Origin of the sequence: Paraburkholderia sp. EG286B, from assembly GCF_040965655.1 — a bacterium.
GTDB lineage: Bacteria > Pseudomonadota > Gammaproteobacteria > Burkholderiales > Burkholderiaceae > Paraburkholderia.
On the sequence record NZ_JBFRCF010000016.1, the window covers coordinates 16,486 to 31,458 of the forward strand.

General features: G+C 62.9%; 16 protein-coding genes. 4 read left to right on the top strand and 12 right to left on the bottom strand.

Features of this window, described 5'->3' with window-relative positions; all coding sequences use genetic code 11:
* Positions 1-8 precede the first annotated feature (8 nt).
* On the bottom strand, positions 9-1,253 hold the full coding sequence (locus AB4Y42_RS29600) for a cytochrome P450 (RefSeq protein WP_368696213.1): 1,245 nt from the start codon (positions 1,251-1,253) through the stop codon (positions 9-11).
* 163 nt (positions 1,254-1,416) lie between these two features.
* Between AB4Y42_RS29600 and AB4Y42_RS29605 the strand changes: the two genes are divergently transcribed.
* The 4 genes from AB4Y42_RS29605 (at position 1,417) to AB4Y42_RS29620 (ending at position 4,644) form a co-directional block, all read left to right on the top strand.
* The gene (locus tag AB4Y42_RS29605) at positions 1,417-2,166 is read left to right on the top strand and encodes a TetR/AcrR family transcriptional regulator (protein ID WP_368687457.1); all 750 of its coding nucleotides are present in this window, start codon (positions 1,417-1,419) and stop codon (positions 2,164-2,166) included.
* A gap of 91 nt (positions 2,167-2,257) precedes the next feature.
* Positions 2,258-3,520, top strand: coding sequence for an NAD(P)/FAD-dependent oxidoreductase (locus AB4Y42_RS29610; protein ID WP_368696134.1), 1,263 nt, complete (start codon positions 2,258-2,260; stop codon positions 3,518-3,520).
* 21 nt (positions 3,521-3,541) lie between these two features.
* Positions 3,542-3,862 (top strand): 2Fe-2S iron-sulfur cluster-binding protein, encoded by a 321-nt coding sequence (locus AB4Y42_RS29615; RefSeq protein ID WP_368696135.1) that lies wholly within the window; start codon positions 3,542-3,544, stop codon positions 3,860-3,862.
* 5 nt (positions 3,863-3,867) lie between these two features.
* Positions 3,868-4,644 carry an SDR family NAD(P)-dependent oxidoreductase gene (locus AB4Y42_RS29620; protein ID WP_368687456.1) on the top strand — a complete coding sequence of 259 codons (777 nt, stop codon included), beginning with the start codon at positions 3,868-3,870 and terminating at the stop codon, positions 4,642-4,644.
* Between the two features lie 50 nt (positions 4,645-4,694).
* Here the strand turns inward: AB4Y42_RS29620 and AB4Y42_RS29625 are convergent, their stop codons facing one another.
* The 11 genes from AB4Y42_RS29625 to AB4Y42_RS29675 all read right to left on the bottom strand — a co-directional run bounded on the left by AB4Y42_RS29625 (position 4,695) and on the right by AB4Y42_RS29675 (position 14,972).
* Entirely contained in the window at positions 4,695-5,273 is a 579-nt protein-coding gene (locus AB4Y42_RS29625; protein ID WP_368687455.1) for a nuclear transport factor 2 family protein, read from the bottom strand.
* Complete coding sequence (locus AB4Y42_RS29630) at positions 5,270-6,103, bottom strand: SDR family oxidoreductase (protein ID WP_368687454.1); 834 nt, start codon at positions 6,101-6,103, stop codon at positions 5,270-5,272. Before AB4Y42_RS29630 ends, AB4Y42_RS29625 begins: the two co-directional genes overlap by 4 nt.
* Positions 6,104-6,120: 17 nt before the next feature.
* Positions 6,121-7,263, bottom strand: a complete 1,143-nt coding sequence (locus tag AB4Y42_RS29635) for an acyl-CoA dehydrogenase family protein (protein WP_368687453.1) — start codon at positions 7,261-7,263, stop codon at positions 6,121-6,123.
* Positions 7,264-7,265: 2 nt separating this feature from the next.
* Positions 7,266-8,468, bottom strand: coding sequence for an acyl-CoA dehydrogenase family protein (locus tag AB4Y42_RS29640; protein ID WP_368687452.1), 1,203 nt, complete (start codon positions 8,466-8,468; stop codon positions 7,266-7,268).
* A gap of 77 nt (positions 8,469-8,545) precedes the next feature.
* Positions 8,546-9,325, bottom strand: coding sequence for an enoyl-CoA hydratase/isomerase family protein (locus AB4Y42_RS29645; protein WP_368687451.1), 780 nt, complete (start codon positions 9,323-9,325; stop codon positions 8,546-8,548).
* A 31-nt stretch (positions 9,326-9,356) separates the two neighbouring features.
* Positions 9,357-10,250, bottom strand: coding sequence for a crotonase/enoyl-CoA hydratase family protein (locus tag AB4Y42_RS29650; RefSeq protein WP_368687450.1), 894 nt, complete (start codon positions 10,248-10,250; stop codon positions 9,357-9,359).
* A gap of 37 nt (positions 10,251-10,287) precedes the next feature.
* Complete coding sequence (locus AB4Y42_RS29655) at positions 10,288-11,817, bottom strand: class I adenylate-forming enzyme family protein (RefSeq protein ID WP_069268802.1); 1,530 nt, start codon at positions 11,815-11,817, stop codon at positions 10,288-10,290.
* A 33-nt stretch (positions 11,818-11,850) separates the two neighbouring features.
* On the bottom strand, positions 11,851-12,672 hold the full coding sequence (locus AB4Y42_RS29660) for a 2-oxo acid dehydrogenase subunit E2 (protein WP_368687449.1): 822 nt from the start codon (positions 12,670-12,672) through the stop codon (positions 11,851-11,853).
* A 50-nt stretch (positions 12,673-12,722) separates the two neighbouring features.
* Complete coding sequence (locus AB4Y42_RS29665; protein WP_069268804.1) at positions 12,723-12,953, bottom strand: biotin/lipoyl-containing protein; 231 nt, start codon at positions 12,951-12,953, stop codon at positions 12,723-12,725.
* Positions 12,954-12,996: 43 nt separating this feature from the next.
* Positions 12,997-13,989, bottom strand: coding sequence for an alpha-ketoacid dehydrogenase subunit beta (locus tag AB4Y42_RS29670; RefSeq protein ID WP_342947379.1), 993 nt, complete (start codon positions 13,987-13,989; stop codon positions 12,997-12,999).
* Positions 13,986-14,972, bottom strand: coding sequence for a thiamine pyrophosphate-dependent dehydrogenase E1 component subunit alpha (locus tag AB4Y42_RS29675; RefSeq protein WP_342947378.1), 987 nt, complete (start codon positions 14,970-14,972; stop codon positions 13,986-13,988). The genes AB4Y42_RS29670 and AB4Y42_RS29675 overlap by 4 nt, the downstream gene beginning before the upstream one ends.
* Between the last annotated feature and the right edge of the window lies 1 nt (position 14,973).

Genomic DNA, 14,973 nt, shown 5'->3' on the forward strand with positions numbered 1-14,973 from the left:
TGTTCTGATCAGCCGAAGACGACGGGAATCGAATGCGGAACGCGCATCATGATGCCGTTGATCTGCGGAGCCTGGGCGTCCGGATCGAGACGAAGATTGGGCAGGCGGTCGAGGATCGCGTTGAGCGCGCGCGTCATCTCCACGCGCGCGAGGTGTTGACCAATGCACACGTGAGGTCCATATGCAAACGCGAAATGCCGGTGAGCTGGTTTGCGATAGATGTCGAACTTGTCCGGATCGGGGAAGCGGCTGGGATCACGATTGGCGCTGCCTGCCAGCACGTCGAGAAATGCGCCTGCGGGAATCTCGATGCCACCGAGCGTGACGTCACGCGTCGCCAAGCGCGACTGCATCAACACGGGGCCGTCCCAGCGCAGCGCCTCTTCGATAGCCTGCGCGACCAGAGTACGATCCTGGCGCACCGCTTCGAGCTGCGCGGGATCGCGCAGCAGCGCGAGCAGCAGCACGCTGGTTGCGCGATAGGTGGTGTCGCCGCCCGCATTTACGAGCTGGCGCAGGAACGAAATGACGACTTCGTCCGGAAGCAATTCGCCATCGACTTCCGCAGTGGCCAGCGCACTGACGAGATCGTCGCCCGGATTGCTGCGGCGCGCCTCGACGAGTTGCGCGAAATAAGCACCCAGCTTCGTCGACGCTTCCACGCCGTGCGCCACGTCGATCGACACCAGCGTTTGCGCGATCGCCAGCTTGTGGAAGATCTTCACGTCTTCCGGCGGCAATGCGAGCTGACGGTAGATGATATTGAACGGATAGTGAAGCGTGAACTCGTTGACGAGATCCGCATGCCCGCGATCCACGAACTTCGACATCAGTTCGCTTACCACGGGATCGACCAGTGTGTCGCCCCATGCCGCCACGGTGTGCGGCAAGAACGCTTTCTGAAAAATGCGGCGGTAGCGCGGGTGCTCGGGCGCGTCCATCGTCGAAATGCTGCGTCCGAAGCTGATGCCGATATTGCGCTCGTACGACTTGTTCGAGAACGTAGCCGGATCGCCCAGCACCTGCGAGACCTCGTCGTATCCGAATACGCAGTAGTGCGCGACGTCGGACATCGTCAGGTCCGCCGCACCGCCCATCAGCACACGATAGTCCCCTTCCTGAACCGTGCCTTTTTCGCGCAGTTCGGCAATGCGCGGATACGGGTTGGCATCGGCTCCGTAAGCGAGCGAATCCTCGAAAAAGGGGTTGAACGTCGGATCGTCGAAGTCTTCAAGTCGCAGCGCGCCAGCCATGGTTCCAGTCTCCATTAGTCGTTCGATAGCCGGTACCGGCATTGCCGAAAGTACCTATAGTTGAACTATGTTCGATTTTGCACGATTGTGCAAGAACGATTTATCATTCGGTTGAAGGGGCCTTCGGCGCTTGCCGGTTGCGCCCGAAATGAAAGGAAAACCTATGTCGTCGAGGAATACCCAGACCGCCAGCAGGCCGGCAGCCGATAACAAGGAGCCGCGCGCTTCGGCTCGCAGCACCACGCCCGAGCGCATTCTCGATACGGCCGAAAGGCTGTTCGCGATGCACGGTTACTTCGGTACGTCGATTCGCGACATCATGCAGAGCTGCGGCATGGAGCTGAGCCTCGCGCGCTACCACTTCGGCAGCAAGGACGCCCTGTTCCAGCAGTCGATAGGCCGCCGCGCAGCCGCGATCAGCCAGCAGGTGATCGATTCGCTGGAAGCGGCGCTCGCGCCATTGCACCGCGAGCGGCCCGATGTGGAAGCCATCGTGACCGCGCTTTCCGCGCCGGCCTTCGCGCATCTGAAGAGCGGCGACCCGGGGTGGCAAAACTACCTGCGCCTGCTGACCCAGATCGGCTGCCTGCTGGAGCGGCCCGATCTCACGGCGCCGTTCTACGACCAATACGCGCCAGCGGCGGCCCGTTACCGCGACGCCTTCGCGAAGGCGCTGCCTGGCGCCACGCGGGAAACCGTCGAACTCGTGCAGCATTTCGTCGAGTCCGTGTTTCATCTGGTGCTCAACGAGCTGTACGCGAAAGAAGCCCGATCCGGAACGCGCGCGCTTACGGCACCACATATCGAGCGCATGCGCACCTATTTGATCCGCTTCGCGGTTGGCGGCATCGAGGCGATGGTCAACTCCGCGCGGGAGCAACGGGGGTGCGTGAGCGGGGTTGATGAGCATTGACAGCCGCGCCGACCGTCGTTCACAATTTGGAACAGCATTCAGAATAACTGAGGTCGCAGCGAGTGCGGCCGTGCGAGACGGAGTTCGCCTTATGACAGCTGTAGACGCAGAAAACACCGCGCTGATCGTCGGGGCGGGTCACGCTGCGGGAGAATGCGCGACCGCGATCCGCGAACAGGGTTGGACGGGACGCATCGTGATGGTGGGAGAAGAACCGCATTTGCCGTACCAGCGGCCACCACTTTCGAAGGCATTCCTGTCCGGCGAATCGACCGCCGAGCAGCTCTACCTGAAACCGCTTTCGACTTACGACAAGGCACGCGTCGAGTTCATTCCGAATACGCGCGTGGAGCGCATCGACCGTGACGCGAAACGGGTCACACTCTCCAATGGCGGCGAAATCAGCTACGCGAAGCTCGTTCTGGCCACCGGCGGCCGCGCGCGGCGACTCGCGTTGCCGGGTATCGAAGCCATCGAGAAGCTGCAGAACTTTCACTACCTTCGCACGCTCGATCACGTCGCGCGCATTCGTAACCAGTTTCATGCGGGCTCGCGCCTCGTGATCATCGGCGGCGGCTATGTCGGCCTCGAAGTGGCTGCAGTGGCCGTGAAGCGCGGCTTGCACGTCACCGTGCTCGAGGCATTGCCGCGTGTGCTCGCGCGCGTCACCGCGCCCGAGCTTTCCACGTTCTACGAGAAAGTGCACCGCGAGGCCGGGGTCGACATCCGCACGAATGCGATCGTGAGCGGATTCGAACTCGACGCGTCCGGCGACGCGGTCGCCGCAGTCGGCTGCGCGGACGGCACGCGTGTCGCGGCGGATCTCGTCATCGTCGGCGTGGGACTGGAGCCGGCCACCGAACTCGCGCAGGCCGCGGGTCTCGCCGTCGACAACGGCATTGTGGTGGACGAGCATACGCGTACCTCCGATCCGGATATTTTCGCGGTCGGCGATTGCACCAATCATCCCAATCCGTCGCTCGGCCGCCGGCTGCGCCTGGAGTCGGTGCCGAACGCACTCGAGCAGGCCCGCACCGCCGCGGCATCGCTGTGCGGCAAGGAGCGCGTCTATAACAGCGTGCCGTGGTTCTGGTCCGATCAATACGATCTGAAGCTAAAGATGGTCGGGCTGTCCCAAGGCTACGACGAACTCGTCTTGCGCGGAAGTCCCGAGAGCCGCTCGTTTTCGGCGTTTTATCTCAAGGATGGCGCGATGCTCGCAGCCGACACGGTGAGCCGTGCGCCCGAATTCATGCTGGCAAAGCGGTTCGTCGCCGAGAAAATTCTGGTTCGTGCGGCCGATCTCGCCGACGAGTCGATCCCGTTGAAAAGTCTGCTCCCCCAGTCCAACTAATTTTTCAGAGGTCCAGAAGCCATGCCGCTCATTCGATTCATCCAGCCGGACGGCAGCGAAGCCGGCGTAAGCGCCAACGTTGGCGACTCGGTCATGCAAACTGCCGTGAACAACCAGGTCCCGGGCATTCTCGGAGATTGTGGCGGCAGCTGCAGCTGCGCGACCTGTCACGCCTACGTCGACGAAGCCTGGCGCGGCCACATGCCAGCGGCCGAGTCCTACGAAGTCGACATGCTCACCTGTGCGATGGACGTGCGCGAAAACAGCCGTCTGACGTGCCAGATCTTCATGACGCCGGAACTGGACGGCCTGGTGGTGCGCCTGCCCGGCTCGGCGGCCTGAGCGTCATGACCACGACTGCCCCACGCACGACGCTAATCACCGGCGCGGCTTCCGGCATGGGCGCCGCCCTCGCCCGGCATGTGTCCGCACTCGGCGAACGGGTGATTGGCGTCGATCTGAACAATGCCGATGTGTGTTCTGACCTCTCCGACCCGACGGGACGTGCAGCGCTCGTCGCGCGCGTGCAGGAGATTGCGCCATCAATCGACGCGGTGGTCGCGTGCGCCGGCGTATCTCCCCCCGTGGCCGGCGACACGCTGGTGTCGGTCAATTACTTCGGCGTTGCGGACCTGCTGCCGCGCCTGTTGCCGCTCCTGCAGCGCGGAAAACAGCCCCGCGTTGTGGTGATCTCTTCACTGGCCTCGCTTCATCCCGTCGATACGCGGCTCGTCGAGTTGTGCCTCGACGGCGACGAAACCGCCGCGCGGGAACAGGCCGCGAAAATCGGCGCGCAATGCTATGCGTCGTCCAAACGCGCGCTGACCCAATGGATACGGCGCACGGCCGTGCTGCCCGGCTGGGCGGACCAAGGGGTGTTGCTAAACGGGATCGCGCCGGGCATTGTGAAAACGCCGATGGTCGCGCCCCTGCTGGAAACCGCCGAGGGCCGCGAGGCACTTGCAGCGGGTGTGCCCACCGCCGTGCGGGACTATGCGAGCGCTGAGCAGATCGTTCCGCTCCTTGCGTTCCTCGCCGGTCCGGCCAACGCCTACATGGTGGGCCAGGTACCCTTCGCGGACGGTGGCGCCGACGTGCTCTTGCGCGGGGAAGCGGCGCTTTGATGCACATGCCCGCGCTAGCGCCGAAGGCGCAAACACGATTACGGCGGCGCTTACGGCGCCTTCGTCAACACGTTGATGGCGTGCTGTTCGCTCTTGCTCCAGAACGCCGCCCACGTCGGAAAGCCCTGCGGGAGACGCGGCTGGTAACGGTCGCCCTCGTATTTGCCAGGCCAGTTCTGGAAGCGCGGCGCGCCGGGACGTGCGAGCCAGTCCGTCGAATACCAGTGCTGCTCTTCGCGGCGCTCGAAATACCACTGCCCGTCGCGCCGCACATAGTGATCGAAGTAACAGATCGCCATCACCACCCACGAGCCGTCGTCCTCGTGCTCCGCGCGGCAATATACGGTACCCGTCGCATGGTCAGCGTCGATGAAATCGACTGCGTGGCCGCAGATCTGGTGGATGCTGCGATAAAAGCCGCGCAGGATATGTTCGGACCCGTAGAACGTTTTCAGTGCAGCGCGCCCCACGCCCCAGCGGCCGCAATTGACGTCCTCGGCGAACAGTTGCACAAGGCTGTCCAGATCGCGCGAATCGACCGCGAGTGCGTATCGCGCCGGCAACTGCTGAATGGCGAGCTGCGCCTCGATGCGTTCGACACGCGCAAGAATGCTGGGGTCCGTCGTCATGCTGCCCCCTTCGCGACGTTGGCCGCCGCGGCCGAGCGTGCGCGGATTTCATCGGCATAGTACGGCTGGTGTGAAAGCAGTCCACCGTCGACGTTGAATACCTGGCCCGTGACGAACGCCGCTTCGTCCGAAGCGAGATACACGACCGCGTGCGCAATGTCCTCGGGCTGTCCAAGGCGAGGCGTGAGATGGTGGCTCAGCATCATTTCCCCGAGTTCGCCCGCGTAGTACGCCTGAGTCACCGGCGTGACGATCAGCCCGGGAGCAATCGCGTTGCACCGTATGCCCTCCTTGCCGTGCTGCGCGGCAATGTAGCGCGTCAAATTCTCGATGCCGGCCTTGCAGACGCCATAGGCGCTGTACCCCAGCGCGCCCGCCTGAGCGGAGCCCGAAGAGGTGTTGATGATCGAACCGCCGCCGCGCGAGCGCATGAGCGGCAGCGCGCGCCGCGAAGCCAGCATCGTGCCGCGAAGATTGATGCGCATCGTGTCGTCCCACACCGCGACGTCGACCGCCTCGACCGCCGCATCGACCGTACTGGAAAGCGACGTGGCGGCGGCGTTGTTGTGCAGGATATCGAGGCCGCCCCAGGTTTCGAGCGTGAGATCGAACAACGCCTCGATCGAGCTTTCGTCGCCGATATCGACACGCGCCGCAACTGCCTGGCCGCCCGACTCCTTGATACGGCGAACCTGCTCCTGCGCGCCTTCGAGATTCAGATCCGCCACGACCAGCAAGGCGCCTTCCTGCGCGAGCCTTACGGCGCAGGCAGCGCCGATACCCGATGCGGCCCCGGTCACAATCGCAATCTTGTCTTTCACGCGTTGCACGATCTGCTCCTCCCCGCTCAAGCCGTTGCCGGTATGCGGTTGCTTGCCGCAACGCGGTCGAGATGAAAGTCGATATCGCCGAACATCTTTTCCATCATCACCATCTTGCGGAAGTAGTGGCCAACCGGATATTCCTCGGTCAGCCCCATGCCGCCGTGCAACTGGATACCCTGCGCGCAAACGAAGCGATTGGCACGCGCGGCAACCGCCTTGGCCGCCGAGATGGCGCGGCTGCGTTCGGACGCCGGCCGGTCGATATGCGCGATCCCGCAGTACAACATCGAGCGCGCTTCCTGCGTGGCGACGAACATCTCCGCCATGCGGTGCTGCAATGCCTGGAACTTGCCGATGGGCTGGCCGAACTGAGAGCGTCCCTTGATGTACTCCGAAGTGATGGCCATCACCGCCTCCATCATGCCGAGGCTCTCGGCCACGCTCGCAAGGGCGGCGAGTTCCGTTGCCTGCGTGAGCACCTCCAGCGCGCGCTCCGGTCCGACGATCAGCGCATCGTCGCCGACCTCGACGTCGCGCAGGTCGATATCCGCCGCACGGGAGCTGTCGAGCAAGCGATACGACCGGCACGTGACGCCCGCAGCACGACGGTCGACAAGAAACACAGCAACGCCTTGCGATGCGCTTTCCACTCGCGCGGTCACGAGCAGTTGATCTGCCGACTCACCGGCCACCACCAGCGTCTTCGCGCCGCTGATGAGATACCCCGAGGAGGTTTTGCGAGCATGGGTTCGCGCATGGCAAGCCACCTTGTAGCGGCTGCCAGCTTCACTATCCGCGAGCGAAAGCAGCAGCTTGCCTTCGATGACGGCGGGCAGCAGCGTCTCGCGCAGAGGCCGCGCATCCCCTCGCTCGATAATCGTGGCGCAAAGCAGCGCGGTTTGCACGACGGGCTCGAGCGCCATGCCGCGGCCGAGCGCCTCCATCAGGATCGCCATTTCGACAAACGAGCACCCCAGTCCGCCGACATCCTCCGGCATGGTCAGTCCGAGCCAGCCAAGCTCGGCATATACGCGCCAATGCTCGCGGCTGAAGCCCTCTTGCTGCGCCGCGATGTGCGTGCGTGCCTCGAATCCATACTCCTGATGGACGTAGCGTTCCGCGCCATCCTTCAGCATCAATTGTTCTTCGGAGAAGTTGAAGTCCATGGCTACAGTCCGAATGCGAGTTTCGCAATGATGTTCTTCTGCACTTCGCGCGCACCGCCGTAAATGGTGGATGCGCGCGCGATGAGATAGCCCGACGTGCGGCCGCCCACGTAATCGGGCCAGTTTTCGTCGACCGCAGGATCGGCGTGCGCGACGCTGTGGTCGTCGAAGCGCATCACGCGGGGACCCAGCGCGTCCATCTGGAGCTGCGTCACGCGCTGCTGCATTTCCGACCCGCTGATCTTCAGTGCGGACACCACGGCGTCGAGGTTGCGCTCGCTCTTCTCTTCGGCGAGGATGCGCAGCACCGACCACTCGAGCGCCATGAGATCCGTTTCGATCTCCGCAACCTTGCGCGCGAACCCGGGCGTATCGATCAGCCGCACGCCGTCGACCATCTCCTGAGCGGCGATGTCCTTCGCGCGTTGCAACTCACGTTTGTTGAAGTACAGGAACGCGCTCGTCGTGCGCTCCTTCTCCAGAAGGTACTTCGCATAGGTCCAACCCATGCCCGCCTCACCCACGAGATGCGCCTTCGGCACACGGACGTTCTCGAGGAACACCTCGTTCAGTCCCCTGCCGCCTTCGATCGACACGATCGGACGCACGGTAATGCCCGGCGTGTCCATCTTGACGAGCAGGAACGAGATGCCTCGCTGCGGCTTGACCGTCGTATCGGTCTTGACGAGAAAGAATCCCCAGTCGGCAATGGTGGCGTCGCTCGTCCAGATCTTCTGGCCGTTGATGACGTACTCGTCGCCGTCGAGTACCGCCGTGGTTCTCAATCCGGCGAGGTCGGAGCCCGCGTTCGGTTCCGAGAAGCCTTGGCACCAGAATTCATCGCCGGACAGGAGCGGCTTCAGGAAGCGCTCCTTTTGCCAGGCCGAGCCGAAGGCGATGATGACGGGCGCGACCATATGCGTGGACTGCCAGCTGTAGTCCATGGCATCGGCGTTGTACAGCTCTTCCATGAAGATATGCTTGCGAAACCCGCTCCAGTCGGTGCCGCCATGCTCGACCGGCAAATGGGGCGCGCCCCAGCCACGCTCGTACAGAATGCCCTGCCACTTGCGAATGTCGTCGCGCGCAGGCGGATGCACGCCAACGCGCCACCGGCGTGAAATATCGGCGGGTGCATGCTCCTTGAAGAACTGCATCACTTCCTGGCGAAACGCTTCGTCTTCCTTGCTATAAGCAAAATTCATGTTTCCCGACTCCTGAATCTTTTACGCACCCGTATATCAGACTGGCCGGGCTCGCCCTGCTCGTGGAGGAGCCCCATTTAGCGGCCACGGAAGGCAGGCGCTCGTTTTTCTCTCGCGGCCAGCCGGCCCTCCGCTGCGTCTTCTGAATTCACCGCGAGCGCTACAGCATTCAGCTCCTGGGCCAGAAACTCTTCCATGCTTGCGGCGTTCAGCCGGAACAATTGCTTCGTCAGGCCAAGCGAAAAGGTCGGGCCGGCCGCCAGTTCGCCGGCCAGCTTCGCGGCTGCCGCGTCGAGTTCGCCGTCCTCGACGAAGTGGCTGGCAAGGCCCATATCGAGCGCTTCCTGGCCTGTCAGCCGGCGATTCAGGTACATGATTTCCTTAGCGCGAAACTCGCCGCAATGACGCGCAAGCAGATGCACCATGCCGCCTTCGGGCAGCGTGGCGCGCATCAGGAACGCGGGAATGAACTGCGCCGTGTCGGAAACGACCAGCTGGTCCGCGCAGAGCGCGAAGCTCCACGCGATACCCACCGCAACGCCCCGCACAGCCGCGACCATCGGCTTGTTCAGGTTGTACAGCCTGAGCGCGATCTTCTGATAGACGGCCATCGAAGCACGAGCATGGGCAACGCTCATCTGCGGCGGCGCGGCGCCGCTGCCTTTGATATCGGCGCCCGCGCAGAAAGCGCGGCCTGCGCCGGTGAGAATGACTGCACGAATCTCCGGGTCCTGCTCGATGCGATCGAGGTGGCCGAGAATCAGCTCGAGCATTTCCGGCGTCAGCGCATTGAGCTTCTCGGGGCGGTTCAGGCACAGCGTCGCAACTGCGCCGTTCAATGTGAGTTCAACGTCCATGATGTTCGGATCTTCGTTCGAATTCGGTTCGTCAACTGCCACGAGCGTGCAGGCGGATCATCCCGTCGCCGAAAGGCTCGTCGCGGCGCTTGAGCGCTTCCTTCAGCCCAACCGCGTCCATATCTGCCTTGAACTGCGCGCGGCGCGGTCCCTGGCTCTGGTGAGCCCGCGAGTCGTTCTCCACGGCGAGCCGCTGAAGCGTGCGCGAACCGGCCAGTTCCAACCCGATGTTGACGATGCGCTTGTTGGCCGCCAGCAGATCGGCGTCGACGAAAGACAGACGGCGCGCCAGTTCGCCCACCTCCGCCTCGAGTTGCTCCGCCGGCACCGCGTCCATGACGAGGCCGATTTTCGCCGCGTCTCTTCCTGACAGCGAATCTCCGGAAAGCAGCAGACGTTTCGCCCACTGAGGGCCGACGTGATAGAACCACATGTGCGCAGGGGGCGAACCGTTGGCGCGCGTGGCGGGAAAACCGATTCTCGCGTTGTCGGCGGCGATCACCATGTCGCATGCGAGCGCGAGATCCGTTCCGCCTGCAAGACAGTTGCCGTGAACCTGCGCGATGATCGGCTTGTGGATCTCGGCCATCAGATTGACCGTCTCTGCCTGCCGCTCCATCGACCAGCAGTCGTCGTCGAAACTGCGGATCGTGCCACGATACTCACCCGGATCGATGGCTTCCGCCGCCCGGTCCGTATACGTCGTCACGAGGTCGTATCCCGCGCAGAAGTCACGGCCCGCCCCCGAAAGCACGATCACGTTGACCGACTTCAAATCGTCGGCTTCCAGCAACGCCGCCTTGAGTTCCTGCAGCAGCGGATTGTTGATGGCATTGCGCTTGTCCGGGCGATTCAGCGTGATGCGTGCAACGCGCTCCGAGACTTCGAACTGTACGCACTCCGTACTTTTTAGCCATTTTGCCATGATCGGTTCTCTCTGAATGAAGCGATTGCCGGTTCAACTACGCAAACTGCTTGCGCAGAATCACCTTGCTGATCTTGCCTGTCGGCAACCTCGGTAGCTCGTCGACGAACGCAATGGCTTTCGGGCACTTGTAGCTCGCGATCAGGTCGCGACAAAATTCGATCAGCTCGGCTTCGCTGGCTTGTTCGCCCCGACGCAGAACGACGATCGCCTTGACGCATTCGCCCCACTTCTCATGCGGAACCCCGATCACGGCCACGTCGACGACGGCGGGATGCTGCACCAGTGCGTCCTCGACTTCACGGCTGTAAATGTTCTCCCCGCCCGAAATGATCATGTCCTTCTTGCGGTCGACGAGGAAGATGTAGCCGTCCTTGTCCTGATAGCCCATGTCGCCGGATCGATACCAGCCGTCTCGCAGCGCTTCCACCGTCGCGACGCTGTTATTCCAGTAGCCGCTCAATTGCGTCTGCGAGCGCAGCCATACCTCGCCCGTCCGGCCTTGCGGCAAGTCGTTGCCGTGGTCGTCGACGATGCGTAGTTCGATGCCGGGACACGGGCGCCCGACCGATGCGAGGCGCCGAACCTGTTCCGGCGAGCCGTGCGGCTTGACCTCGTGAGAAGGCAACCAGCATGCGTTGCTCTCGGTCATGCCGTATTGGACCGAAAACACGGGGCCGAGCACCCGAATGCCACGCGAAAGCAGCGGCGCAGGCACGGGTGCCGCCGCGGTGACGATGTTCTCGATGCTCGATACGTCGTAGCTCGACAGTTCCGGCACGTCGAGCACCGCCTGAAGCATGGCGGCCACCATGAACGTGAAGGTGATACGCTCCTCGGCGATCGTTTCCAGCATCTGCTTCGGCTCGAAGCCGCGATGCACGACCGTCGTGCCGCCCATCCAGGCCACAGAATTGACGAAGCCAATGCCGCCGACATGGAACGCCGGCGTGGTTTGCAGCACGCGCGTGTTGCCGGAAAACTCCGTGACGAGCGCGCAACTTTCCGCGGTGACGCACATGGCGTGGTGCGTGCGAACGACGCCCTTGGGACGCCCCGTGGTGCCGCTGGTGTACATCAGGTAAGCGTAGTCTTCCGGGTTCGATCGGATCGGCGGCCCTTCCAGCGGGCCCTCGTCCATCACCGCTTCGAATGAAACGGCCCACTGCGGCGTGTCGCCGATGCAGATGTACTGCTCGATTTCCGGCAATTGCGAACGCAGCTCATCCACGACATCCGCGTACTGCGCCTCGAAGACAAGCGCCTTGGGGGCCGCATCCTTGAGGATATAAAGAATCTCCGCTGGCGCCAGCCGGAAGTTGACGGTTGCCAGAATGAAGCCTGCCCACTCGCATGCGCGGTAACTCTCGTAGTACTCCGCACAATTCATCGCGAGGATCGCAACCCGATCCTGACGCCGCAGGCCGCGCTCATAGAGCGCCCCAGAGAAGCGGCGCGCGCGCTCGGCCAACTGAGCGTGCGTCAAACGGCGCTCAGCGTACACGAGCGCCGTGTGGTCGGCATGCAAGCGAGCGTTTCGCTCAATCATCTCGCCAAGGGTTCTCATTTCAGTCCCGTCGTTGTTTGTCACTTCGTTCTTTTAGCCTGCGAGCGCCTGCGGATCGGCCAGCACGGTCCCGATGAATGCGGCGAAGCGCGCCGCATCGGCTCCGTTGATCACGCGATGGTCGTAGCTCAGCGAGAGGGGTAACATCTTGCGCCAGCTAATACCGCCACCGCCGTCTTCTGCGGGTGCGGCCGCCAGCCGTGTTTTGGTCACGCCGAGAATCGCCACCTCCGGCGCATTGACGATAGGCGTGAAGCCGGTGCCCCCAAAGCCGCCGAGCGAGCTGATCGAAAAGCAACCGCCAGACATCTCCGCCATCGAAAGGCCCTTTTCGCGCGCCTTCAGGGAAATCGCCGCGAGTTCGGTTGCGAGTTCCTCGACGCTCTTCTTGTCGCAGTCACGCAGCACCGGCACGAGCAGTCCAAAGCGGGTGTCGACCGCGACCCCAATGTGGAAATACTTCTTGAGGACGATGTTCTTGCCATCCCCGTCGAGCGAAGCGTTGAATTGCGGAAACTCCTGCAAAGCGCGCACCACCGCCTTGATGAGAAACACGAGCGGTGTGAGCTTCACTGCCGCATTCGCCTCGTTGCGCGCCTTGCGCCAGGTTTCGAGCGATGTGATATCCGCGTCGTCGTGGTGCGTCACATGCGGAATCGTGAGCCAGTTGCGCGACAGGAAGGCCCCCGTGAGTTTCTGGATGCGCGAGACCGGCTTGATCTCCACCTCGCCGAATTCGGCGAAGTCGACCTGCGGCCAGGGCGGCAAATTGGCACCAAATGCAGGCGTTACGGGTTCGCCGGGTCCGGCATTCGCATTGGCCTGCGACCGGTTAGCAACGGATTCGACACTCATCGCGGATGCCTCTTCAAACGACCTTTGGGTACTTGACGGCGTGAAGCCGATCAGACGATTTCCGCCAGCAGCGTGCCGACGGGATACACCTCGCCAACCTGTGCGACGATGCGCAGCTTGCCCGACGCCGGCGATTCGACTTCCTGAATCGACTTGTCGCTCTCCAGCGCGTAGAGAATCTGGCCTTCGTTGACGGTCGCGCCGTCTTCGGCCAGCCATTCGGCCAGCGTGCCTTCGTTCATCGAAAAGCCCAGTTTGGGAAGCAGAACTTGTGTGGTCATGACGTTGCTCTATTGATGATGAAAATCCTTGGGTGCGCCGCTGTTATTTCAACGTGGCGCGAACCGCCGCTTCGATATCGGCCACGCCCGGAACGAAGGCGTCCTCAAGCGGCTTGGAGAACGGCACAGGGCAGAATTGTGCGCCCACGCGCTGCACCGGCGCCTTGAGTTCACGGAAAAGGGCTTCGTAAATGCGCGAAGCGATTTCCGCGCCCACGCCGAACGGCCTGACCGCCTCGTGTACGACGACGGCACGTCCCGTTTTGGCAACCGACGTCAATATCGTTTCCGTATCCAACGGAGAGACAGTGCGCAAATCGATCACTTCACACGCGATGCCATCTTTCGCGAGCGCCTCCGCGGCAACCATGACCTCTTGCATGCGGCGGCTGTAGCTGATCACCGTCACGTCGGTGCCTGCGCGCACCACGTTTGCCTTGCCAAGCGCAATCGCCACGCCGCGCTCCGGCGCATTGCCCGGATTCCAGTAGGACGGCATGTTCTCGATGAACAGGCACGGGTCGTCGTCGCGGATGCAGGACAGCATCAGGCCATAGGCATCGGCCGGGTTGGAAGGCGCGACGACCTTGATGCCCGCAACGTGCGCGAACCATGCCTCCAGGTAATCGGCATGCTGTCCGCCCGTGCCGAACCCCGCGCCCGTCATGGTGCGAATGACGAGCGGCACGTTGGTCTGTCCGCCCGACATGAAGCGCAACTTCGCGGCGTGATTGACGATCATGTCCATCGCGACCGTCGTGAAGTTCATCAGCATGATTTCCGCAACGGGACGCATGCCGACCATCGACGCGCCGATCGCGGCGCCGATGATGGCCTGCTCCGAGATCGGCGTCGAACGCACGCGCGACGTGCCGTATTTCGAAGACAGTCCCTTCGTTACGCCGACAATGCCGCCCTCCTGGCCATCGGCCACGTCTTCACCCAGCACGATCACATTGGCGTCGGCCGCCATTGCGTCGTCGAGCGCGTAGTTGACGGCCTGGATAGTGTTGATGTTCGTGGGTGCCTGGCTCATGCGATCACCTCGTCCTTGAAGATGTCACGGCGAAGCTCCGCAACGTCGGGATATTCGCTCGACAACGTGAATTCGACAGCAGCATCGATCTGCGCCTCGTGATCGGATTCCATCGCGGCCAGTTGCTCTTCGGTTGCGTGCTTCGCTTCGATGAGCCACTGCCGGAAGAGCGGCACGGGATCCCTGGCCACCCAGGCGGCCTTTTCGTGCTTGTCCATGTACGCGTCCGGGTCGCCGAACACGTGCCCCTGAAAGCGGAAGGTATTCGCTTCGATGAGCGTCGGGCCGCCGCCGTTGCGAGCGCGTTCGACCGCCTCGTGTGCCGCCCTGTGCATCGCGATCGGATCGTTGCCGTTGACCGTGACGCCGGGCATCTGATACGCGACGGCACGCTGCGCGATATTCGCCACAGACGTGCCGTAAGCGTATTTCGTGTGCTCGGCGTAGCCGTTGTTCTGGCACACGAAGATCACCGGCAACTTCCAGACGGAAGCCATATTCAGCGACTCATGGAAAGCACCGATATTCGACGCGCCGTCGCCGAAATAAGCCACGGCCACCCGCGGCTCGCCACGAATCTGCGCGGCCAGCGCGAGGCCGTTTGCAATGGGCATGGAACTGCCCACGATGCCCGTCGTCACCATGACGCCGGATGCGGGATGGGTAACGTGCATCGGGCCGCCCTTGCCCTTGCAAGTGCCGGTCACGCGGCCGCCCAGTTCGGCCCACAATTCCTTGAGCGGCACACCCTTGGCGATCATGTCGTGAACACCGCGGTAGATCGTGCAGATGTAGTCGTCGTCGGTGAGGCACACCGACATCGCGGAGGGAATCACCTCCTGGCCGCGCGGCGAGTAGTACGGCATGACCAGCTTGCCGGACTTGATGACGGCACGAAAGCGCTCATCGTTCTGCTTGATGAGTGCCATGCGCCGGTAAATGTCGACCAGGACTTCACTGCTGGGCGGCTGATAGGCGTTCATT

Coding starts and splice junctions, on each gene's coding strand:
- AB4Y42_RS29650 (WP_368687450.1), bottom strand. CDS start 10,250: ATGGCAAAATGGCTAAAAAGTACGGAGTGCGTACAGTTCGAAGTCTCG.
- AB4Y42_RS29635 (WP_368687453.1), bottom strand. CDS start 7,263: ATGGACTTCAACTTCTCCGAAGAACAATTGATGCTGAAGGATGGCGCG.
- AB4Y42_RS29625 (WP_368687455.1), bottom strand. CDS start 5,273: ATGACGACGGACCCCAGCATTCTTGCGCGTGTCGAACGCATCGAGGCG.
- AB4Y42_RS29660 (WP_368687449.1), bottom strand. CDS start 12,672: ATGAGTGTCGAATCCGTTGCTAACCGGTCGCAGGCCAATGCGAATGCC.
- AB4Y42_RS29665 (WP_069268804.1), bottom strand. CDS start 12,953: ATGACCACACAAGTTCTGCTTCCCAAACTGGGCTTTTCGATGAACGAA.
- AB4Y42_RS29645 (WP_368687451.1), bottom strand. CDS start 9,325: ATGGACGTTGAACTCACATTGAACGGCGCAGTTGCGACGCTGTGCCTG.
- AB4Y42_RS29605 (WP_368687457.1), top strand. CDS start 1,417: ATGTCGTCGAGGAATACCCAGACCGCCAGCAGGCCGGCAGCCGATAAC.
- AB4Y42_RS29675 (WP_342947378.1), bottom strand. CDS start 14,972: ATGAACGCCTATCAGCCGCCCAGCAGTGAAGTCCTGGTCGACATTTAC.
- AB4Y42_RS29610 (WP_368696134.1), top strand. CDS start 2,258: ATGACAGCTGTAGACGCAGAAAACACCGCGCTGATCGTCGGGGCGGGT.
- AB4Y42_RS29655 (WP_069268802.1), bottom strand. CDS start 11,817: ATGAGAACCCTTGGCGAGATGATTGAGCGAAACGCTCGCTTGCATGCC.
- AB4Y42_RS29640 (WP_368687452.1), bottom strand. CDS start 8,468: ATGAATTTTGCTTATAGCAAGGAAGACGAAGCGTTTCGCCAGGAAGTG.
- AB4Y42_RS29615 (WP_368696135.1), top strand. CDS start 3,542: ATGCCGCTCATTCGATTCATCCAGCCGGACGGCAGCGAAGCCGGCGTA.
- AB4Y42_RS29620 (WP_368687456.1), top strand. CDS start 3,868: ATGACCACGACTGCCCCACGCACGACGCTAATCACCGGCGCGGCTTCC.
- AB4Y42_RS29600 (WP_368696213.1), bottom strand. CDS start 1,253: ATGGCTGGCGCGCTGCGACTTGAAGACTTCGACGATCCGACGTTCAAC.
- AB4Y42_RS29670 (WP_342947379.1), bottom strand. CDS start 13,989: ATGAGCCAGGCACCCACGAACATCAACACTATCCAGGCCGTCAACTAC.